Below are 21,724 nucleotides of genomic sequence, written 5' to 3'. Positions count from 1 at the left end.
CTGGAATTGTGGTTCAAAGCTCGGCTATATGCCGGGCTTTTTGTTTTTATACCCCCTCTAAACGCTTTCCCTTCCTCGTTTTATTTCCAAATTCTTATATTTTGAAAGCTTTTGTAACCCAATGTGCGCTTTGCCTCATGATTGTTACAAAAAGGTAGCTTTATCTTGTCAAAAAGTAGGGTTTTATTTATCATTTGCCGTCAATAAATAGAACTAAATACATATTTTGTTAGCCATGCTCTTTAATCGGAATTATTTCAATCCACAAGGAGCAAATGGGAGAATGTTTGGATGAGCAACGCGCCTTTAAATAACGGTCGCAGGCGTTTCTTAACCGCAACAACAGCCGTTGTTGGTGGTTTAGGAGCAGCTGCTGTAGCCGTGCCTTTTATTAAATCATGGAATCCGAGTGCCAAGGCGAAAGCTGCGGGCGCGCCGGTGGAAGTGGAAGTCAGTAAGTTAGAACCGGGACAAATGGTTCGTGTCGAGTGGCAAGGTAAACCTGTATGGGTTGTACGCCGTGCTGAGTCGGTACTAGAAAACCTAAAATCGATCGGTGGTCAACTTCGTGACCCTCAATCTGAAGCTGAACAACAACCAGAATACGCACAGAACGAGTTCCGTTCAATTAAGCCGGAATTCTTCGTTGCTGTTGGTTTCTGTACGCACTTAGGTTGTTCTCCAACTTACCTGCCGGATTCTTTTGCAGAACAAGTTCAGGGTGTTAAGTCTGGTTTCTTCTGTCCTTGTCATGGTTCAAAGTTTGATATGGCAGGTCGAGTATTCCAAGGCGTACCAGCTCCATTGAATCTTGTTGTACCAAAGCATATGTATTTGAGTGACACTAAGATCATGATCGGTGTGGACGAGGGAGACGCGTAATGCAAGGATTGCTTGATTGGGTAGAGAAACGTCTACCCGCGATGAATGCGTATAAAAAGCATTTATCTGAATACCCAATGCCTAAGAACTTTAACTTTTGGTACCTTTTCGGTTCTTTGGCAATGTTGGTATTGGTTAACCAAATCCTTACGGGTATTTGGCTAACAATGAACTACGTACCGTCAGGTGAGGGTGCATTTGCTTCTGTTGAATACATCATGCGTGATGTGGAATACGGTTGGCTACTACGTTACATGCACTCAACAGGTGCTTCGGCATTCTTCGTTGTTATCTACCTGCACATGTTCCGTGGCCTAATCTATGGTTCTTACCAAAAGCCTCGTGAGCTACTTTGGATCTTCGGTATGTTGATCTTCTTAGTGCTTATGGCTGAGGCTTTCATGGGTTACCTACTACCATGGGGTCAAATGTCTTACTGGGGTGCTCAGGTAATCATTTCTCTGTTTGGTGCGATCCCTGTTATCGGTGATGACCTAACGCTTTGGATCCGTGGTGACTACATCATCTCTGGTGCAACGCTGAACCGTTTCTTCGCACTGCACGTTATCGCTCTACCAATTGTACTTCTGCTGCTTATCGTACTTCACGTACTAGCACTGCACGAAGTGGGTTCGAACAACCCAGACGGTATTGAGACGAAACTTCCTAAAGGCACAATGGGCGACGACTACAAAACGCAGTTCCCATTCCACAAGGATTACACTAAGAAATACGACATCATTGACTCTATTCCTTTCCACCCATACGGGACCGTGAAAGATATGGTTGGTGTGGCCGGTTTCCTATTCTTCTTCTGTTATGTGCTGTTCTTTAACCCAGAGATGGGTGGATTCTTCCTTGAGCCGCCAAACTTTGAAGCTGCTAACCCACTGAAAACACCAGAGCACATCGCTCCGGTATGGTACTTCACGCCGTTTTACGCAATTCTGCGTGCTGTTCCTGATAAGTTGCTAGGTGTTGTAGCAATGGGCGCATCTATTGTTGTGCTATTCCTACTACCATGGTTCGACCGTTGTAAAGTGCGTTCTTACCGTTACCGTAGCAAACTGCATTTGATTAACATCATCCAATTCACAATAAGCTTTATTGCGCTTGGTGTACTTGGTGCGCTTCCAGCAACGCCAACATACACGCTACTGGCTCAAATCTTTAGCTTAGGTTACTTCATGTTCTTCGTTCTACTGTGGTTCTACAGTAAAAATGAAGCGACGAAACCATTACCAGAAAGGGTGACATTCAAATGAAAAAGTGGATTGTAATTTTATTTGCTATGTTGCCGTCACTGGTGATGGCAGCGGGTGCAAACGTACCATTAGACAAAGCGAACAATGATTTAACAGACAAAGCTTCATTGCAAAATGGCGCTAAGATGTTCATGAACTACTGTTTCGCTTGTCACTCAACGCAGTACCAGCGCTATGAACGTGTTGCGAATGATTTAGAGATCCCCGTTGATCTTATGAAGGAAAATCTGATTTTCGACCCTGAAGCGAAAATCGGTGACTTGATGGTTAATGCTATGCCTTCTGATCAAGCGGCAAGTTGGTTTGGTGCTCCGCCACCAGACCTAACATTGGTTGCTCGTGTTCGTGGCGCAGACTGGCTGTACACTTACCTTCGTACTTTCTATGAAGATCCGTCTCGTCCATTTGGCGTGAACAACATTGTTTTCCCAAGCGTTGGTATGCCGCACGTTCTTGAAGAACTGCAAGGTATCCCAACACCAATCTACGATACTCATATGGTAGATGGCGAGGAAGTGACGGTTGTTGTTGGCACTGAGACTGACGGCTCTGGCGAATTAAGTGCTGGTGAATACGACGAAGCAGTTCGTGACCTTGTTAACTTTTTGGTTTACTCGGGCGACCCAGTTCAACTTGAGCGTCACGCTATGGGTTGGTGGGTAATGGCCTTCTTAGTAATCTTCACTATCATCGTGATTTTGCTGAAGAAAGAGTATTGGCGTGATGTGCACTAATTGTGCTATAATACCGTGCTAATTCCCAAATTATGTTAATGTTCAATGGAGGCTTTAGGCCTCCATTGTTTTTATTTAAAGTGTACTGGAGGGCTCCATGGCTGTAGCTGCCAATAAACGTTCTGTAATGACTCTTTTCTCAAGTGCTTCTGATATGTATAGCCATCAGGTGCGCATCGTTCTTGCTGAAAAAGGCGTAAGTGTTGAAGTTGAGTTGGTTGATGAAAAAAATCTACCAGCAGAGCTTGTTGAACTGAACCCGTACAAATCAGTACCTACTCTTGTTGATCGTGAGCTTGCTCTATATGACTCGAAGATCATCATGGAATACCTAGATGAGCGTTTCCCTCATCCACCGTTGATGCCTGTATACCCGGTTGCTCGTGGTAACAGCCGTCTAATGATGTACCGCATTGAGCGTAACTGGTATTCAGTTGCAGAGAAGATCGTTAAAGGCAACGCTGAAGAATCTGAAGCAGCTCGCGTTAAACTGCGCAACGACCTACTGACTCTTGCTCCTATCTTCGCTGAGTATGAATACTTCATGAGCGAAGAGTTTAGCCTAATTGATTGTTACCTAGCTCCGCTATTATGGCGTTTACCTGAGCTTGGTATCGAACTAATTGGTCCTGGTTCTAAAGAGCTTAAGATTTACATGAACCGCGTATTCGAACGTGATTCATTCCTAGCTTCTCTAACTGAAGCTGAGCGTGAGATGCGACTCGTTCGCTAAGCGTTTATGGATATTTCTAATATGACTCCACGCCGACCATACATGCTTCGTGCATTTTATGAATGGCTGGTTGATAACGAACTAACTCCGCACCTTGTTGTTGAAGCAACATTACCGGGTGTGCGAGTTCCAGAAGAGTTTGTTCAAGATGGTCAGATCATTCTGAACATCGCGCCTCGTGCGGTTGGACAACTTGAACTGGGTAACGAAGCTGTGACGTTTAGTGCTCGCTTTAGTGGTCGTCCACACTCTGTGATCGTTCCGCTTTACGCAGTTCAAGCGGTTTATGCTCGTGAAAATGGTGCTGGTACCATGTTTGAACCTGAAGAGGCTTACATGGAAGCGTTTGAAGAAGGGATTGAAGAAAGTCCTTTTGAAGAACCAGAAAAAGGCCCATCTTTGAGCGTAGCAACGGCAGACGTAGATGCTGAAGAGCCAGACTCAGATCCTGAGCCACCTCGTCCAGCGAAAGGTCGCCCAAGCCTTCGTGTTATCAAATAACGTTAGTTATACCAATCACAGTAAGTAAGTGATCAGAAATAGCGCAGGAAAAAAGCTTGAGAGCAAGGCGGAATTTTTTGATAAGTAGTTATTCTACAATCAAAAATTCTAACGCAGTTATCGAAATTTTTAACAAGCTAGAATGATAGATTATTTACTACGATTGGTATTAGATAACGAACCAAATAAAAAAGCAGCGACTCGTCGCTGCTTTTTCTTTTCTGCTATATCGCATTTAGTTGACTGGCTTACGGCTAGTTAACAGCCGTCTCTTCTTCACCGTATTCAAACGCTCGAATAACCTGTTTTACGCCAGATATGTTACGCGCAACTTCTGTCGCGATATCGGCATGCTCTCTAGTCACGAGTCCAAGTAGGAATACTTCTGAATCCTCAGTAATCACTTTTACTTTGATGCCGTTAAGCTCAGCATTCGCAAGCAGAGCTGATTTCACCTTAGTGGTAATCCAGCTGTCTTTACTGATAGCACTTACAGACAAAGGTTCTTTCACTCGAACTTGATTGTGGATGCTCTCAACGCCAGCCACTTCTTTGGCTTGGTTTTCAAAAGCGCGACGTTCTGAATCTGTGGTTGCTTGCCCCATCAACACCACTGAACCTCGGTATGAGCTAGCGGTGACACGTACATTGCCACGGAATGGTTGTTTATTGGTAATCGCTGCAACTTCAAATTCGATGTTGTTGTCGTTCCAAATCTCTTTGGTTGTTCGCGTATCCGTGACTAGGTTTGCAGTAGTTGCAGCACCAGCAATGAAAATGCCAGCACAACCAGACAGAGACAGTGTAAGTAGCGAAACATTAATCAGCTTAAAAAGCCTCATAGAGGTTAATGATTTCATTGTGATGCTCCGTATATCACTCTTCGTGGGCAGGGAAGAGTACTTGATCGATTAGGTCACATAGGCAGTGCAGTGTCACCATGTGTACTTCATGAATGCGCGCTGTACGGTGTGACGGGATACGAATCTCTACATCGTGTTCACCAAGCAAACCTGCCATCTCACCACCATCTTTACCGGTAAAGGCGATGATGGTCATGTCGCGAGTTACCGCCGCTTCCATTGCCTTGATGATGTTCTTGCTGTTACCGCTAGTCGAGATAGCCAACAGAATATCGCCAGTTTGACCGAATGCACGCACCTGCTTAGAGAAGATCTCTTCATAGTGGTAGTCGTTAGCCACAGCCGTTAGCGTGGTGTTGTCTGCTGTGAGTGCCATTGCTGGAAGGCTGGGGCGCTCTGTTTCAAACCGGTTGAGTAGGCACGATACAAATTGCTGAGCATTCGACGCCGAACCACCATTACCACAACAAAGAATTTTGTTTCCGTTAAGCAAGGTCGCAACCATTGCTTGAGCGGCATGCGTGATTGCGTCAGGCAGAGCTTCTGCAGCCGCAATTTGGATTTGAATACTTTCTGTGAAACTTTCTTTAATGCTGTCTAGCATGTTTATCCTTGGGTAATCGCGTTTTGAATCCAGTCGATAGTGTCATTCGGCCCTTCAATGGCAACAATATCAAACCTGAAATCTGTAGAGTGCACCGACAATCCTTGCTGCATAAGCCAAACATTGGCTGTTTTGAGCAGTTTCTGTGACTTCTTGGCAGTCACCATTTCAGCGGCATGTCCGTAGCGGGTTTGCTTGCGGTATTTTACCTCAGCAAACACAACCGTATTGTTATGGCGCATTATAAGATCAATCTCGCCACATTTTGCTATGAAGTTTTGTTCTATTAACGATAAACCGTGGTTAATCAGATAAGATTTTGCCACGGTCTCGTATTTATCACCCACTTGTTTGTGGGTGATGCTTGGTTTGGATAGGAACTTTCGGCTAAAAAGCCCCATGCTCTGCCCAGCTGATTTCACGTTGAACTACACAGTTGTTATCGATGGTTAACACACCCGTTTCACCTGGAATGCTGTAACCTTGCACTGCTTTCATCTGTGGCAGTGCATCCATTAGGTAGTAAGCATCCATTCCCAGTGCTTGCAAGCGTTTTTGGCCGTTTGAGTGTGCAGGCCATAGGTCGTTGAGCTCTTTATTAAGCTCGTTTTTATTCTCAACTAATAGTGGGATATCGCTGTAGAACACACCGGTTAGGTCTTCATACTGCTTATCACCGCTGTTGCTGCGTGAGTTTGAGAAAAGAGCGGGCTGGCTAGCATCAGGGTTAATTGCAACTTCAATGAAGGGTTTGATTAGCGTTAGCTCTGAGTTCTTAGCCACAATGTAAACAGAATCGATATCACGACGGCTGCGTGGCTCTGTTTCTAGGTCTAGGTTCAGTAACCCGTCCATTTGAGCGATACGCTGTTGGCTCTCTTGCAGGCCGAATACCTGATTCACATTACGTTGCAGTTGGCGTTTGTCAGAGAATAAGCTGATAGCAACATCGTTGCTGCTGTATTTTTTCCACTCTTCTTTAAACGCTTGCTCAACACGCTCACCTAAACGTCCTCTTGGCGCAAGGATAAGCGGATACTTGTAGCCTTGAGCAAATAGGTGTTTCGCTGCCTGAGCAACTTCTTGTTCTGGCGATAGAGCGAGATAACAAATGTTAGTATCAGGTTCTAGTTGTGTTGGAATGTTCAGAGCTAATGCTGGAATCGAGTTTTCGTGGTTTTTCTGTGCTTGCTGAAGCTTAGTGATGTTACTCTTGATCAGCGGGCCAACGATGAAATCAACATTGTTCTCTTCCAGTGTCGCTTTAATCTCAGCGGCACTTTGCACGTTGGTATCCATTACCGTCAGCGTTGCATCTTCTTCGCGCTCTTTGTCATTCATCATCGCAAAGATGAAACCGTCACGCACAAGTTGTGCCTGCTTGCCGTACTTACCGGTTAGAGGCAGTAATAGTGCAGTGCTGGTTGGCTTGCTGATCTCTAGCGCCAAGATGTCAGTGATCGCCTGAGGTGTATATGTTGCTGCTGGGTGCTGAGAATTCTCTGCTAGCCAATCAGACAGGGTTTCCTGCAGGTTTGGAAGGTTTGAATTCAGCGTCTTCATGTAAATCGCCAGCTGTAACCAACCTGCAAGAACGTCTTCTGTAGGCGACGTCTTAAGCTCCAGAATCTCATATTGAGAGTAGCTATTTAGGTTCTGCCAAATACGGTCAGCAGCTTGTTGTTGGAGCTCGTCGTCAGCGTCTAGATATTCTGAATAAAGAACTAACTCACGGCTTGCTTCAAAATACTCGCTTTGCATTTCAGAAATGTTCGCGCGTAGCTCGTGATAATCTTTCCACTGCTCGTTCGGAAGTTTCCACCAAGGCTGGAAGTTCAGTTGGCTATAAGCTTGTTCAGGCTGCGAGTTATTCACCAACAGTTGAGCGCGAGCTAATTGCCATTCCGCTTGTTGCGTTTCGCTCAGCTCTTGTTTTGCTAAGCGTTTAATAAGCAGAGTTGCTTGATCGGTTTTTCCAGCTTGCACAGAAGCCTTAAGCGCCATGATTAACCAGTCGTTTTGTAGACTTCCTTTGCTACTATCCGCTTGCATCATGTAACTTTCAGTTGATTGCGCTGGATCTAGTGTAATATCAACGCTCGTTGGTGCTTGAGGACCTGAAGAACAAGCCACCAATGTAATTGCTAATGCAATTGGAGTTAGTAAGCGTGGTACACTGAGTCTCTTATGGTTCATCGTTGCCATGAGTTCTTTAAATTCCGTATAAATTTGTATCTATATTAATCGTTGAAGTGATGGTAAACAAATGACAGATAACAAAACCTTGCTCACAGAGAGCCCAACTCTCTACATTGTGCCAACCCCAATCGGAAATTTGGGAGATATCACTCAAAGAGCAATTGAAATTTTATCAAGTGTCGATGTTATTGCAGCCGAAGACACACGCCACACGGGTAAGCTGCTTGCTCACTTCAATATATCAACCAGAACGTTCGCTTTACATGATCATAATGAACAAACTAAAGCGCAAGTTCTAGTCGAAAGGTTATTAGAAGGTCAGTCTATCGCATTAGTCTCTGATGCGGGTACTCCTTTAATTAGTGACCCAGGTTACCATCTTGTCTCACAATGTCGTCAAGCGGGTGTGAGAGTTGTGCCACTTCCTGGTGCTTGTGCTGTGATTACCGCGTTAAGTGCTTCTGGTTTACCGTCAGATCGTTTCAGCTTTGAAGGCTTCTTACCGCCCAAAAGCAAAGGTCGTAAAGACAAGTTCTTAGAGATCGCAAAGGCAGAGCGCACCTGCATCTTCTATGAATCACCACACCGTATTTCAGACTCTTTGCAAGACATGCTTGAGATTCTTGGCCCTGACCGTGAGGTTGTATTGGCGCGTGAGCTAACTAAAACCTTCGAAACCATCCAAGGGCTGCCACTGGGTGAACTTATTGAGTGGATTGAAGAAGACGCGAACCGTAAACGCGGTGAGATGGTGTTACTGATTCACGGCCACCGTGAAGAAGCGAGCACAGAACTGCCAGACGAAGCGACTCGCACACTAGGCATTCTAACCAAAGAGCTGCCTCTTAAAAAAGCGGCGGCGATGACGGCAGAAATCTACAATCTGAAAAAGAACGCGTTATACAAATGGGGCCTAGAGCATCTAGACCACTAGAAACCTCTTTATAGAGTAGCTAACCTGTATTGAAAAGCTTGTGAGGAGTGATGGTATTGCCGTTATTCCTCTTTTTTTGTCTGAATTGTGTAAAATTCACGCAGTTGCTTAGAGGTTTGCACCATATTTGTGATCTCGCTAGACACTGCACCCTAATCTCTATACAATCCGCCCTCGGAGTTGAACGGGTAATCGCTGCTTTGCTGATGTCCTTCGGGAGACTGACGTTGAGGTCCTTCGGGAAACTGACGTTGAAGTCCTTCGGGAGACTGGCAGAGGGGAGGAACGTCCGGGCTCCATAGAGCAGGGTGCCAGATAACGTCTGGGGGGCGCGAGCCCACGACAAGTGCAGCAGAGAGAAGACCGCCGATGGCCTCATTTCTTCGGAAGGGGCACAGGTAAGGCTGAAAGGGTGCGGTAAGAGCGCACCGTGCGACTGGCAACAGTTCGTAGCAAGGTAAACTCCACCCGGAGCAAGATCAAATAGGCCCTCACATTGCGTTGCTCGCGTATGGGGGCGGGTAGATTGCTTGAGCCTGTGAGCGATTGCAGGCCTAGACGAATGGTTACCGCCGCGCAAGCGGAACAGAACCCGGCGTATGTGTCAACTCCACCTATATAAAGAACCCATCATTACTTAACGGTAGTGATGGGTTTTTTGCTTTATATTGACGTAAATTATTTAGATTTCCTTAGAATCCTTCACCCTGATATGAGCTTGGGTCAAAAATTCCCAAAGCCTATACACAATATGGTGGAGATACGGCGTGAAATCAGTACACTAAAACGTTAATAGAACAAATTATTGCCGAACTAATGGCTCAATCCACTCACTGAGAAGACTATGACAGAAGCATTCAAACATATTTCAGTATTGCTTAACGAATCTATTGACGGACTTGCGATCAAACCTGACGGTACCTACATCGATGGTACTTTTGGCCGTGGTGGTCACAGCCGTACAATCCTGTCTAAACTGGGCGAGAATGGACGACTCTTTAGTATTGACCGCGATCCACAAGCGATTGCAGAAGCGCAAAAGATTGATGACCCTCGTTTTACGATTATTCACGGCCCGTTCTCAGGTATGGCTGAATATGCAGAGCGTTATGACTTAGTCGGTCAAGTGGATGGTGTGTTACTGGATCTAGGTGTTTCTTCACCACAGCTAGATGACGCTGAGCGTGGCTTTAGCTTCATGAAAGACGGTCCGCTTGATATGCGTATGGACCCAACAACCGGTATTCCTGTCTCTCAGTGGTTAGTTGAAGCCGATCTTGATGACATCACATGGGTTATCCGTGAGTTCGGTGAAGACAAACACGCTCGTCGTATCGCGAAAGGCATCATTGCTTATCAAGAGAACGAAGAGAACGAACCGTTAACACGTACTGGCCAATTGGCTAAGCTTATCTCTGATGTAGCTCCAAAAAGCTTCAAAGAGAAAAAGCACCCAGCAACACGTGCTTTCCAAGCCTTCCGTATCTACATCAACAGTGAACTTGAAGAGATCGATACAGCCCTGAAAGGCGCAGCAAGCATTCTTGCTCCTCAAGGCCGTTTGTCTGTTATTAGCTTTCACTCTCTTGAAGACCGCATGGTGAAGCGCTTTATCCGTAAAGAGAGCCAAGGTCCGCAAGTACCACATGGCCTGCCACTAACAGAAGAGCAGATCAAAGCGCTAGGCAGTGCTGATCTTAAGCCTGTTGGTAAAGCGATCAAGCCTTCTAAAGATGAAGTGGATGAGAATACTCGTTCGCGTAGCTCAGTATTACGAATCGCAGAAAAGCTATAGTCAATGAAGACCTCCAAACCTAACTTAGCCAAGATAATATTTTTTGATTTGATCTCCGTGGGTAAAGTCCCATTGGTGCTGCTTATCTGTATCTTCGCGAGCGCGATGGGGGTCGTTCTCACGACACACATGTCACGTCAGGCAATCACGCAAAAAGACATGGCATTGAGTGAGCGTGAACAGCTTGATAATGAATGGCGAAATTTAATGCTTGAAGAGACGGCTCTGGCTGAACATAGCCGCGTTCAAGCATCGGCAAAACGAGAGCTAGACATGAAACGTCCAGACTCCGACAAAGAAGTTGTGATCACACTGAAATGACCGGAAAAAAGGAAAAAGCCCCCGCGAAAGCCGTTAAGAAACCAACGAAAGAGCGAGTGAAGAGCGAAAAGGACTCGGATCCAATTCTTATTAAATGGCGTTTCAACGTTGTTATTGCTTTCGTGTTTCTTGCCTTTGCTGCGCTGGTTGGTCGTGTGGCTTACATCCAAATTATTGAACCAGATAACTTAATTCGTCAGGGCGACCTTCGCTCAGTACGTGTTAAGGCCATTCCTTCTGCTCGCGGTATTATTTCAGACCGCAATGGCGAGCCGCTTGCTGTGAGTGTTCCAGTTGAAGCGGTATGGGCCGATCCTAAAACGATTTTCGATAAAAATGGCATGGCCCAAATTGATCGTTGGTATGCGCTAGCTGATGTACTTGGCTTAGATCGACAATCGATGATCAACAAGATCTCCAGCGACAAATCTCGTCGTTTTATCTACCTACAAAGACAAGTTAGCCCAGCAATGGCGAAATACATCCGCGACTTAAAGCTGGTGGGTATTGGTCTTAAAGCAGAATCACGTCGTTATTACCCAGCCGGTGAAGTCAGCGCGCATCTTATTGGTGTGACCGGAATTGATGGACACGGCCTAGAAGGTGTCGAGCGCAGCTACGATAAGTGGCTCACGGGTGAAGCAGGTAAACGTACAATCCGTAAAGACCGTTACGGGCGAGTAGTTGAAAACATTGCACTAGAAGAGCGTGAAGAAGGTAAACCACTCGAATTGACCATCGATCAGCGCTTACAAGCCATCGCTTATCGAGCGATTAAACAGGCGGTAGCCGATCACAAGGCGACGTCTGGATCTGCCATCTTATTAGACGTAAAAACGGGTGCGGTTTTGGCCATGGTTAACGCACCGTCTTACAACCCAAACAATCGTGCTGATTTACAAAGCTTTAAGATGCGTAACCGCGTGATCACCGATGCTTTTGAGCCAGGTTCGACGGTTAAGCCGTTTGTTGTTCTTGCCGCTCTCGAAAATGGTACCGCGGATGCTGATACTGTAATTGATACGGGTAACGGCATCATGCAAATCGGTGGTAGCCGTGTACGTGATACTTCCAAAGTTGGTAAGGCAGACTTGGCGTTAATCCTTAAGAAGTCGAGTAACATCGGTGTGGCGAAGTTAGCACTGGATATGCCACTTGAAGCGCTACTGGGCATGTACAGTTCTGTTGGTCTTGGCGAGATGTCTGGGCTGAATCTAGTCGGTGAGACCGCGGGTATTTTCCCGAACCGTCGACGCTGGTCTAAGTTTGAAATCGCTACCTTATCCTTTGGTTATGGTCTAGCGATTACTCCGCTGCAATTGGCTCATGCCTATGCGACGTTAGCGAATCACGGTGTTTACGAACCTATCCATATCGTTAAAAGCAACGACCAAGATTTCTCAAAACAGAGCATCAAGCGCGAAAATGCTGAGTTGGTTTTGAACATGCTAGAAGGCGTAACCCAAAAGGGCGGTACAGCGACAAGAGCTGCCGTGCCGGGTTACCGAGTAGCAGCAAAAACAGGTACATCTAGAAAAGCGATTTCCGGTGGTTATGGAGACGAGTACTTCGCCTATACCGCAGGTGTTGCTCCAGTGAGTGACCCAAGAGTCTCTTTGGTTGTGATGATCAATGAACCTCAAGGTGACCTCTACTATGGTGGCTCGGTCGCAGCCCCTGTTTTTTCTGAAATCATGAAGGGCGCACTGCAAATTCTGAATGTCCCTGCTGATGAAAACAAGTTTCAAGAATAGAGCCAATCAGGATTCAATATGAGTAATAGCCTCACGCTGTCATCTTTACTTTCTCCTTGGGGTGACTTTAGTTCACCTGAGCTGGATGCGATTGCCGTTGAACAGTTGGAGTTGGATAGTCGTGCCATCAAAGACGGCGATATTTTTGTTGCTGTAGTTGGGCATGCTGTTGATGGCCGTCGTTTCATTGACAAAGCGGTCTCACAGGGAGCCAATGCCGTTATCGCACAAGCTGATGCTGAAAAGGCCCATGGTCTGATTGAGTGGTTGGATGCTGTTCCGGTTGTTTACATTAAAGACCTTAACTTGGTGTTATCTGAGTTGGCCGGTCGTGTTTACTCGTCTCAGGCGACTAAGCTGATTGGTGTTACCGGCACCAATGGCAAAACCACTATCACCCAATTGATTGCTCAGTGGCTAGATTTAGTCGGCCAACGCTCTGCGGTAATGGGCACCACGGGTAACGGTTTTCTAGACAACCTTAAAACGGCGGCGAATACGACCGGTAGTGCGATTGAAATACAACGTACGCTGAGTGAGTTGGCTGAAGAAAACGCTGTTTATACCGCGATGGAAATCTCGTCTCATGGTTTGGTTCAAGGCCGAGTTAAGGCATTGGATTTTGAGGCTGGTGTATTTACTAACTTGAGCCGTGACCACTTGGATTACCACGGCACGATGCAAGAGTACGCTCTGGCTAAGAAGAGCTTGTTTACTCAGCATAAGTGTAAGCACGCTGTGATTAATGTTGATGATGAAGTCGGTAAAGCTTGGATGGCTGATCTGTCCAATGCAGTAGCTGTGTCATTGCTTCCGTTAACTGGCTACCAACAGTCGGTATGGGCATCTGATGTTGCTTATGCAGAGACGGGTATCAAACTCGCTTTTGATGGTAGCTGGGGGCAGGGACAACTGTCTGTTCCTTTAATTGGCCAGTTCAACGCATCAAATGTACTGGTTGCCTTTGCGACCTTGCTGTCATTAGGTATCGATAAGCAAATCTTGGTCGACACTGCGCCTCAGTTGCAACCTGTGATTGGTCGTATGGAACTGTTCCAAGTGCCGAACAAAGCAAAAGTGGTTGTCGATTACGCGCATACGCCAGACGCTTTAGAGAAAGCATTGGCAGCACTACGTGTACATTGCTCTGGAAAGCTATGGGCAATCTTTGGCTGCGGTGGTGATCGAGATACAGGCAAGCGCCCTATGATGGCGGTTACCGCAGAGCAGTTCGCCGATAACATTATTATTTCAGATGACAACCCTCGCAGTGAAGACCCGGCATTGATTGTTAAAGACATGCTGGCAGGTTTAAGTGAGCCTGAAGTCGCCTTTGTTGAACACGATCGCTTTCAGGCGGTTAAGTTTGCTCTAGAGCAGGCGGGTAATAACGACATTATTCTTCTGGCAGGTAAAGGCCATGAGGATTACCAAGTATTGAAAGACAAAACGATCCACTATTCGGATCGAGAGTCAGCACTACAACTTTTAGGTATTTCATAATGATTGATGTATCACTCGAGCAGATCTGCTCAGCGGTGTACGGTCAGCTGATAGAGGCTGGCAAATCGAGCAATAGTTTGATCAATGCGGTTTCTACCGATACTCGCACCGTTGAAGAAGGTGCACTGTTTGTTGCTCTTGTAGGTGAACGTTTTGATGCGCATGATTTTTGTGGTCAGGCTGTTGAGGCCAATGCGAGTGCGTTATTAGTTCAACGAAAACTTGACCTAAATATTACTCAAGTTGTTGTTGAAGACACTAAACTTGCTTTAGGTCAGCTAAGTGCTTGGATCCACAAACAATGTAACGTGCCAACCATGGCGATAACAGGAAGCTGTGGCAAAACGACCGTCAAAGAGATGGTCGCGAGTATTCTACAACAACGTGGCAAAGTGCTGTTTACAGCGGGTAACTTCAATAATGATATTGGAGTACCACTAACCTTGCTGCGCAGTGAACCCAATGACGACTATGCCGTGATAGAACTGGGCGCGAACCACATTGGTGAAATTGCCTATACCACGCAGCTTGTGAAACCACAGGTGGCCTTAGTGAATAACGTTGCTGCCGCGCATCTAGAGGGCTTTGGCTCAATTGATGGTGTTAAACAAGCGAAAGGCGAAATTTTTCAGGGGCTTGCTGCTGGTGATACTGCTATTGTTAACCTAGAGAGCAATGGTGGTGACTTCTGGAAAGATGTGCTTGCAGACAAAAACGTACTGACCTTTTCTGAAAGTGATGACACGGCGGATTACTTTTCGACGAATATTCGCATCAACGAGCAGGGTGAAGCTTGCTTTGATATGCAGACCCCGCAAGGCGCTATCGATGTCGAACTTGGCATTATTGGTCAGCACAATGTAGCCAACGCATTAGCCGCAGCAGCACTGAGCATTCAATTCGGTGCCACGCTTGCAGAAATTAAAAGCGGTTTAGCGAATCTTATCTCAGTTAAAGGCCGAGTTGAGGTTCAACAATTAAGTCAGAATATCAAGCTGATAGATGACAGTTACAACGCCAGTGTACCGGCAATGAAGGCTGCAGCTAAATTGTTGTCGAGCTTCAAAGGTCAGCGTTGGTTGATTTTAGGCAATATGGCTGAGTTAGGCGATGAAAGCCTTGCACTTCACCGTCAAGTCGGTGAATATGCTGCCCCATTCGCTTTTGAGCATGTACTCACTTACGGTGATGATACCAAGGTGATTAGTGAAGTGTGTAACGGCACTCACTTTGCAACGCATGAAGCGATGATCGCGCACATAGAGCAGCACTTGAGCTTGCCAGAAAACGCGCCACATACCTTGTTGGTAAAAGGCGCCAATAGTGCAGGAATGAGTAAAATAGCCGCTGCTTTAAAGGAGAACTTTTCATGATAATTTGGCTTGCAGAGCTACTACAGCCACACTTTTCTTTTTTCCGTTTGTTCGAATACTTATCGTTTCGTGCAATCGCGAGCATTTTGACGGCTTTATGTCTGTCGCTGTGGATGGGACCTCGTTTAATTGAGCGTCTGCAAATGCTGCAAATTGGCCAAGTTGTTCGTAATGACGGCCCAGAATCTCACTTCAGTAAGCGTGGTACACCAACCATGGGTGGTGTGATGATCCTTGCTGCGATCATCATTACGGTCTTACTTTGGGCTGACTTATCAAACCCTTACGTTTGGGCCGTACTTGTCGTGCTAGGCGGTTACGGTGCAGTTGGTTTTGTTGATGATTATCGTAAAGTCGTTCGTAAGAACACTGATGGCTTGATTGCGCGTTGGAAGTACTTCTGGCAATCGGCTATTGCATTGGTTGTGGCGTTTGCTCTGTATGCTCATGGGCAAGACACTGCTGCGACACAATTAGTGGTGCCTTTCTTTAAAGATGTGATGCCACAACTTGGTTTACTGTACATTGTTCTAACTTACTTTGTTATTGTGGGTACCAGTAACGCGGTAAACCTAACTGATGGCCTAGATGGCTTGGCGATTATGCCAACGGTTATGGTTGCTGCGGGTTTTGCTGTTATCGCTTGGGCGACAGGTAACGTTAACTTTGCAGCATACCTACACATTCCATACATCCCATACACCTCTGAACTGGTGGTGGTATGTACTGCTATCGTTGGTGCAGGCCTTGGCTTCCTATGGTTTAACACTTACCCAGCACAAGTATTCATGGGCGATGTTGGCTCTCTAGCACTGGGTGGTGCGTTAGGTGTGATTGCGGTACTCGTTCGTCAAGAGTTGATACTAGTGATCATGGGTGGTGTGTTTGTAATGGAGACTCTGTCAGTGATTCTGCAGGTGGGCTCTTACAAATTGCGTGGTCAGCGTATTTTCCGCATGGCACCGATTCACCACCACTATGAACTTAAAGGTTGGCCAGAGCCGCGTGTTATCGTGCGTTTTTGGATAATCTCAATGGTATTAGTACTGGTTGGCCTAGCGACACTGAAAGTTCGTTAATCCTGTATGAGCCTCTGAATAGGGGCTCTTTAAAACTATTAAGAGCATCTTGTTTAAATGGAACGTTGGCAAAATATTCAAAATGTAGTGGTTGTGGGGCTCGGTATTACCGGGCTCTCTGTCGTTAAACATCTCGTAAAATATCAGCCCCATACTTGCGTAAAGGTAATTGATACGCGAGAGCTACCACCAGGAAAGGAATCTTTGCCTGAGTCGGTTGAGCTGCATTCTGGAAGCTGGAATAGCCAATGGCTAGCTGAGGCTGATCTGGTGGTTGCTAACCCAGGCATTGCTTTAGCGACACCTGAAATTCAAGATGTGCTTCAAGCGGGTACGCCTGTCGTTGGCGACATCGAGCTGTTTGGTTGGGCTGTAGATAAGCCTGTTGTGGCGATTACTGGTTCAAACGGTAAGAGTACCGTGACTGATCTGACTGGTGTGCTTGCTAAGGCTGCTGGGCTTAATGTTGGCGTTGGCGGCAATATTGGCATTCCTGCCCTAGACCTTCTAGACCTTCTAGAACTTGATGCGGATTTATATGTGCTTGAGCTTTCAAGCTTCCAGTTAGAAACCACATCGAACCTAAACCTTGTAGCAGCAGCCTTTTTGAACCTGTCAGAAGATCACATGGATCGCTATCAGGGTATGGCTGATTATCGTGAAGCCAAGTTAAGAATTTTTAATAACGCGCAGTGTGCGATTGTTAATCGTGAAGACAAAGAGACTTACCCTGACCAGACAATGCCATTGTTGACTTTTGGCCTAGATAACCAAGAGTTTGGTGTATCAACGATTGATAGTACTGAGTGGTTGGTCGATCACGGTAAACCTGTCCTTGCTACCCAAGATTTAACATTGGTTGGACGTCACAATGTGGCGAATGCGTTAGTCTCACTTGCACTATTGAAGCAAGTTGGTATCGACTACAGCAAAAGTCTTGATGCTTTGAAGGCCTATAACGGTTTGACGCATCGTTGCCAAGTCGTGGCTGACAAGCGCGAAATCAAATGGGTTAATGACTCCAAAGCAACGAATGTAGCCAGCACATTGGCAGCCCTGTCTGGGTTGGAGTATCAAGGTACGTTATATCTTTTGGTTGGCGGCGTTGGTAAAGGTGCTGACTTTAGTGAGCTTGAACCAGTATTGGCGCAACTTGAGCGTGTTCAGCTGTGTTGTTTCGGTGAAGATGCAGATCAATTCATGCCTCTGCACCCATCGGCACAAAAGTTCGATACCATGCAGCAGATAATCGAATCTATCTCGCCACAGCTGGTGGCTAGAGATATGGTGATGCTGTCTCCGGCGTGCGCAAGCTTCGATCAATTTAATAATTTCATGGCAAGAGGTGATGCGTTCACTGAGCTTGCTCATGAGTATGCTTAACGTGTTGAAGGACTAACATTCAGTGCAAAGAGTCAAAGAGATTAATCAATCCATCTGGCAGTGGCTAAACCGTGCTACTCCCGAGGCGCTTTACGATCGTCAATTGGTGTGGATTGCTCTTGGGCTAATGCTGACAGGTTTGGTGATGGTGACGTCTGCTTCGTTCCCCATCAGTGCTCGTTTAACCGATCAGCCGTTTCACTTTATGTTCCGTCATGCCATCTTCCTTGTATTGGCGTTAGGTGTCTCTAGCATCATATTGCAAATCCCGATGCAACGCTGGTTTCAATACAGTATGTATCTACTGGGCTTGTCCTTCTTCTTGCTGATTGTGGTATTAGCCGTCGGTAAGTCGGTTAACGGCGCATCGCGTTGGATCCCATTAGGGCTATTTAACTTACAACCCGCTGAAGTCGCCAAGTTATCGCTGTTTATCTTTATGGCGGGCTACTTGGTTCGGAAGCAAGATGAAGTGAGAAAAACCTTCTTCGGTGGTTTTGGTAAACCGATCATGGTATTCGGCGCTTTTGCCGTGCTGCTGCTAGGCCAGCCCGATTTAGGTACTGTGGTCGTAATGCTAGTGACCCTGTTCGGCATGCTATTCATTGCTGGTGCCAAGCTTTCACAGTTTATCGCCTTGATGGTGGCAGGTATTGCCGCGGTCGTCGGTTTGATTGTTATAGAGCCTTATCGTGTTCGACGTGTTACCTCATTCTGGGAACCTTGGAACGACCCGTTCGGCAGTGGTTACCAGTTAACTCAGTCATTGATGGCGTTTGGCCGTGGTGATTGGATGGGGCAAGGGCTCGGTAACTCAATTCAGAAACTCGAATACTTACCCGAAGCGCACACCGATTTTGTATTTGCTGTGTTGGCAGAAGAATTGGGTTTTGTTGGCGTGACCTTGGTCTTGATACTCATCTTTAGCTTGGTTTTTAAAGCCATTTTTATTGGCAAAAAAGCCTTTGAACACGATCAAGTGTTCAGCGGCTATCTGGCTTTTGGTATTGGTATTTGGTTTGCGTTTCAGACGCTTGTTAACGTAGGTGCTGCATCTGGCATCGTTCCGACCAAAGGTCTAACCCTACCGCTAATCAGTTATGGTGGTTCGAGTTTAATTGTTATGTCTGTGGCGGTATCAATGCTGCTGCGCATTGACCACGAATGCCGAATGCAACAAAAAGAACAAGCTGATAGTCAAAACGAATTAGTAGAATAAGAATCTAACGTGATGAAACAAAACAAAAAACTTTTAGTGATGGCTGGTGGTACTGGCGGTCACGTTTTCCCAGGGTTAGCAGTAGCGAAAAAGCTTCAGCAACAAGGTTGGGAAATTCGCTGGTTAGGCACAGCAGACAGAATGGAAGCGGATTTAGTGCCAAAGCATGGCATTGAAATCGACTTCATCAAAGTGAAAGGCCTGCGTGGTCAAGGCATTAGCAAGTTAATTAAAGCGCCGTTCCAGATTATTAATGCCATACTTCAAGCAAGACAACACATTAAAGCATGGCAGCCTGATGTGGTACTTGGCATGGGTGGTTACGTGAGTGGCCCGGGTGGTATCGCGGCATGGTTGTCTGGCATTCCAGTGGTTCTCCATGAACAAAATGCAGTGGCAGGTTTAACCAACCAATGGCTGTCTAAGATTGCTAAAAAGGTTTTCCAAGCTTTCCCTGGTGCGTTTCCTACCGCAGAAGTGGTGGGTAACCCAGTACGCGAAGATGTGGTTGCCTTAGCTGAACCCGAGCAACGCATGGCGGAGCGTGACGGCGATATTCGCATCTTGGTTATGGGCGGCAGTCAGGGCGCAAAAATCCTAAACGATACCTTGCCAGTAACGATGGCGCAGCTTGGTGAAGGCTTCACTGTGATGCACCAAGCGGGTAAGAACAATCAACAACAAGTTATTGAGCAATACAAATCACATTCTGTTGGTAATGTTCAAGTGACTGAATTTATTGATGATGTGGCGCAAGCTTATGAGTGGGCAGATCTATTAGTGTGTCGCTCAGGTGCATTAACCGTATCAGAAGTGTCTGCGGCAGGTGTCGGTTCTATCTTCGTTCCGTTTATGCACAAAGACAGACAACAAGCGTTGAATGCCGACCATTTAGTTGAATGTGGCGCAGCGTTAATGATTGAACAGCCTCAACTAACGGCTGATAAGCTAGCGAACACTATCACGCAGCTTGATAGAAATGAATTAAAAATGATGGCAACAAAAGCTCGTCAAGCCGCCAAGCTTGATGCTGATGTGACCGTCGCTGAAGCGATTAAAGCTTTAGCAAAATAATGAGATTGAATTGATGACGATTGAACATACCCAAGACTTAGCGCAAATCCGTGCAATGGTGCCAGAGATGCGCCGTGTTAAATCTATCCACTTCATTGGTATTGGTGGTGCCGGAATGAGCGGGATTGCTGAAGTCTTGCTAAATGAAGGCTACCAGATCACGGGTTCTGATATTGCTCAAAACCCAGTGACTGATCGTTTAGTTAGCAAGGGTGCGACCGTTTATATCGGTCACCAAGCGAGTAACGTTGCCGACGCAAGTGTGGTGGTTGTTTCAACCGCTATCAACGAAGAAAACCCAGAAATTATTGCAGCTCGTGAAGCGCGCACACCGATCGTTCGTCGTGCAGAAATGCTGGCTGAGCTGATGCGTTTTCGTCACGGTATTGCTGTGGCAGGTACGCACGGTAAAACAACCACGACTGCGCTAGTGACACAGATTTACTCGGAAGCCGGCCTAGATCCAACCTTCGTAAACGGTGGTTTGGTTAAAAGTGCTGGTACTAACGCACGTTTAGGTTCAAGCCGTATTCTTATCGCTGAAGCCGATGAGAGTGATGCTTCATTTTTACATCTGCAACCTATGGTTAGTATCGTAACTAACATTGAAGCGGATCATATGGATACCTACGGCGGCGATTTTGAAACGCTAAAGCAGACGTTTATTGATTTTTTACACAACCTACCATTCTACGGTCAGGCTGTGATGTGTGTTGATGATCCTGTTGTACGTGAACTTATCCCTCAGGTGAGCCGCCAAGTGATTACTTACGGCTTCTCTGAAGACGCAGATATTCGTATTGAAAACTACGTACAAGAAGGTCAACAAGGCAAGTTTACGGTTGTACGTGAAGGTAAAGCTAACTTAGATATCACGTTGAACATTCCAGGTCGCCACAACGCATTGAATGCATCGGCTGCGATTGCTGTTGCAACAGAAGATGACATCAGCGATGAAGCGATTCTCAAAGCGATGGCGGGAACGGAAGGCACGGGTCGCCGTTTCGATCACCTAGGTGAGTATGAAACAGGTAAAGGCGTTGCAATGCTGGTCGATGATTACGGTCATCACCCAACCGAAGTTGATGTGACGATTCAAGCTGCTCGTAGTGGCTGGACTGATAAACGTCTTGTTATGATCTTCCAACCGCACCGTTATAGCCGTACTCGCGATCTGTATGATGATTTCGCGAACGTTCTTGAGCAGGTTGATGTCCTAATTCTGTTAGATGTTTATTCTGCAGGTGAGAAACCGATTGCAGGGGCTGACGGACGTTCATTAAGTCGAACTATTCGTGGGCGTGGTAAGATAGACCCAATCTTTGTTGCCGATATCAACGCACTGCCATCGGCTTTAGCCAACGTAATTCAAGGCGGTGACCTTGTTTTAACGCAGGGTGCAGGCGATGTTGGTCGAGTAGCGAAGCAGTTGGAATCGTTACAGTTAGACATTAATAAAATGCAGAACGCGTAACAGAATACTGTCTACAGACTGTGGTCAATCGCTC

20 protein-coding genes and 1 other RNA gene are annotated in these 21,724 nt (G+C 46.2%); 17 read left to right on the top strand and 4 right to left on the bottom strand.

Features of this window, described 5'->3' with window-relative positions:
• Positions 1-291: 291 nt before the first annotated feature.
• From petA to sspB, 5 genes are all read left to right on the top strand, one after another.
• Positions 292-882, top strand: a complete 591-nt coding sequence (gene petA, locus AB6E52_RS13055; RefSeq protein WP_017061434.1) for a ubiquinol-cytochrome c reductase iron-sulfur subunit — start codon at positions 292-294, stop codon at positions 880-882.
• On the top strand, positions 882-2,147 hold the full coding sequence (locus tag AB6E52_RS13050; protein WP_017061435.1) for a cytochrome bc complex cytochrome b subunit: 1,266 nt from the start codon (positions 882-884) through the stop codon (positions 2,145-2,147). The genes petA and AB6E52_RS13050 overlap by 1 nt, the downstream gene beginning before the upstream one ends.
• Positions 2,144-2,881: a cytochrome c1 gene (locus tag AB6E52_RS13045; RefSeq protein ID WP_017061436.1), complete on the top strand. Its 738-nt coding sequence runs from the start codon at positions 2,144-2,146 to the stop codon at positions 2,879-2,881. The genes AB6E52_RS13050 and AB6E52_RS13045 overlap by 4 nt, the downstream gene beginning before the upstream one ends.
• 97 nt (positions 2,882-2,978) lie before the next feature.
• Positions 2,979-3,614 carry a stringent starvation protein SspA gene (gene sspA, locus AB6E52_RS13040; RefSeq protein WP_009848943.1) on the top strand — a complete coding sequence of 212 codons (636 nt, stop codon included), beginning with the start codon at positions 2,979-2,981 and terminating at the stop codon, positions 3,612-3,614.
• A 6-nt stretch (positions 3,615-3,620) separates the two neighbouring features.
• Positions 3,621-4,115, top strand: a complete 495-nt coding sequence (sspB, locus tag AB6E52_RS13035) for a ClpXP protease specificity-enhancing factor (protein WP_032545786.1) — start codon at positions 3,621-3,623, stop codon at positions 4,113-4,115.
• Between the two features lie 254 nt (positions 4,116-4,369).
• Here sspB and AB6E52_RS13030 read toward each other — a convergent pair whose 3' ends face one another.
• From AB6E52_RS13030 to AB6E52_RS13015, 4 genes are read right to left on the bottom strand one after another with little or no spacing between them, the layout of a single operon-like run.
• Entirely contained in the window at positions 4,370-4,975 is a 606-nt protein-coding gene (locus AB6E52_RS13030) for a BON domain-containing protein (protein ID WP_017062905.1), read from the bottom strand.
• A gap of 16 nt (positions 4,976-4,991) precedes the next feature.
• Positions 4,992-5,582 (bottom strand): phosphoheptose isomerase, encoded by a 591-nt coding sequence (locus AB6E52_RS13025; protein ID WP_004729817.1) that lies wholly within the window; start codon positions 5,580-5,582, stop codon positions 4,992-4,994.
• 2 nt (positions 5,583-5,584) lie between these two features.
• Complete coding sequence (locus AB6E52_RS13020; RefSeq protein WP_048614934.1) at positions 5,585-5,983, bottom strand: YraN family protein; 399 nt, start codon at positions 5,981-5,983, stop codon at positions 5,585-5,587.
• Positions 5,970-7,787 carry a penicillin-binding protein activator gene (locus AB6E52_RS13015; RefSeq protein WP_102319690.1) on the bottom strand — a complete coding sequence of 606 codons (1,818 nt, stop codon included), beginning with the start codon at positions 7,785-7,787 and terminating at the stop codon, positions 5,970-5,972. The genes AB6E52_RS13020 and AB6E52_RS13015 overlap by 14 nt, the downstream gene beginning before the upstream one ends.
• A gap of 61 nt (positions 7,788-7,848) precedes the next feature.
• Between AB6E52_RS13015 and rsmI the strand changes: the two genes are divergently transcribed.
• The 12 genes from rsmI to murC all read left to right on the top strand — a co-directional run bounded on the left by rsmI (position 7,849) and on the right by murC (position 21,690).
• Positions 7,849-8,715, top strand: coding sequence for a 16S rRNA (cytidine(1402)-2'-O)-methyltransferase (gene rsmI / locus AB6E52_RS13010; protein WP_017066241.1), 867 nt, complete (start codon positions 7,849-7,851; stop codon positions 8,713-8,715).
• Positions 8,716-8,891: 176 nt separating this feature from the next.
• An RNA gene (rnpB, locus tag AB6E52_RS13005) (RNase P RNA component class A) lies at positions 8,892-9,331 on the top strand.
• A gap of 228 nt (positions 9,332-9,559) precedes the next feature.
• A complete protein-coding gene (gene rsmH, locus AB6E52_RS13000; RefSeq protein ID WP_017062902.1) occupies positions 9,560-10,510 on the top strand; it encodes a 16S rRNA (cytosine(1402)-N(4))-methyltransferase RsmH in 951 nt (316 codons plus the stop codon).
• 3 nt (positions 10,511-10,513) lie between these two features.
• Positions 10,514-10,831, top strand: coding sequence for a cell division protein FtsL (gene ftsL, locus AB6E52_RS12995; RefSeq protein ID WP_017062901.1), 318 nt, complete (start codon positions 10,514-10,516; stop codon positions 10,829-10,831).
• Positions 10,828-12,585, top strand: a complete 1,758-nt coding sequence (locus tag AB6E52_RS12990) for a penicillin-binding transpeptidase domain-containing protein (protein WP_102319691.1) — start codon at positions 10,828-10,830, stop codon at positions 12,583-12,585. The genes ftsL and AB6E52_RS12990 overlap by 4 nt, the downstream gene beginning before the upstream one ends.
• An 18-nt stretch (positions 12,586-12,603) precedes the next feature.
• Entirely contained in the window at positions 12,604-14,088 is a 1,485-nt protein-coding gene (gene murE / locus AB6E52_RS12985) for a UDP-N-acetylmuramoyl-L-alanyl-D-glutamate--2,6-diaminopimelate ligase (RefSeq protein ID WP_102319692.1), read from the top strand.
• Positions 14,088-15,461, top strand: a complete 1,374-nt coding sequence (gene murF / locus AB6E52_RS12980; protein WP_017070828.1) for a UDP-N-acetylmuramoyl-tripeptide--D-alanyl-D-alanine ligase — start codon at positions 14,088-14,090, stop codon at positions 15,459-15,461. Before murE ends, murF begins: the two co-directional genes overlap by 1 nt.
• Entirely contained in the window at positions 15,458-16,540 is a 1,083-nt protein-coding gene (mraY, locus tag AB6E52_RS12975; RefSeq protein WP_102319693.1) for a phospho-N-acetylmuramoyl-pentapeptide-transferase, read from the top strand. Before murF ends, mraY begins: the two co-directional genes overlap by 4 nt.
• Positions 16,541-16,597: 57 nt before the next feature.
• The gene (murD, locus tag AB6E52_RS12970; RefSeq protein ID WP_102319694.1) at positions 16,598-17,923 is read left to right on the top strand and encodes a UDP-N-acetylmuramoyl-L-alanine--D-glutamate ligase; all 1,326 of its coding nucleotides are present in this window, start codon (positions 16,598-16,600) and stop codon (positions 17,921-17,923) included.
• Between the two features lie 22 nt (positions 17,924-17,945).
• Positions 17,946-19,142 carry a cell division protein FtsW gene (gene ftsW, locus AB6E52_RS12965; RefSeq protein ID WP_102319695.1) on the top strand — a complete coding sequence of 399 codons (1,197 nt, stop codon included), beginning with the start codon at positions 17,946-17,948 and terminating at the stop codon, positions 19,140-19,142.
• A 12-nt stretch (positions 19,143-19,154) separates the two neighbouring features.
• Entirely contained in the window at positions 19,155-20,216 is a 1,062-nt protein-coding gene (gene murG / locus AB6E52_RS12960) for an undecaprenyldiphospho-muramoylpentapeptide beta-N-acetylglucosaminyltransferase (RefSeq protein ID WP_017059287.1), read from the top strand.
• 13 nt (positions 20,217-20,229) lie between these two features.
• Positions 20,230-21,690, top strand: a complete 1,461-nt coding sequence (murC, locus tag AB6E52_RS12955) for a UDP-N-acetylmuramate--L-alanine ligase (protein ID WP_017059288.1) — start codon at positions 20,230-20,232, stop codon at positions 21,688-21,690.
• Positions 21,691-21,724 lie beyond the last annotated feature (34 nt).

The organism is Vibrio sp. 10N.247.311.13, from assembly GCF_041467595.1.
Classification (GTDB): Bacteria; Pseudomonadota; Gammaproteobacteria; order Enterobacterales; family Vibrionaceae; genus Vibrio; species Vibrio crassostreae_C.
The sequence above is the reverse complement of the archived record's forward strand: the minus strand, read 5'-3'. Positions and strand labels throughout refer to the sequence as shown.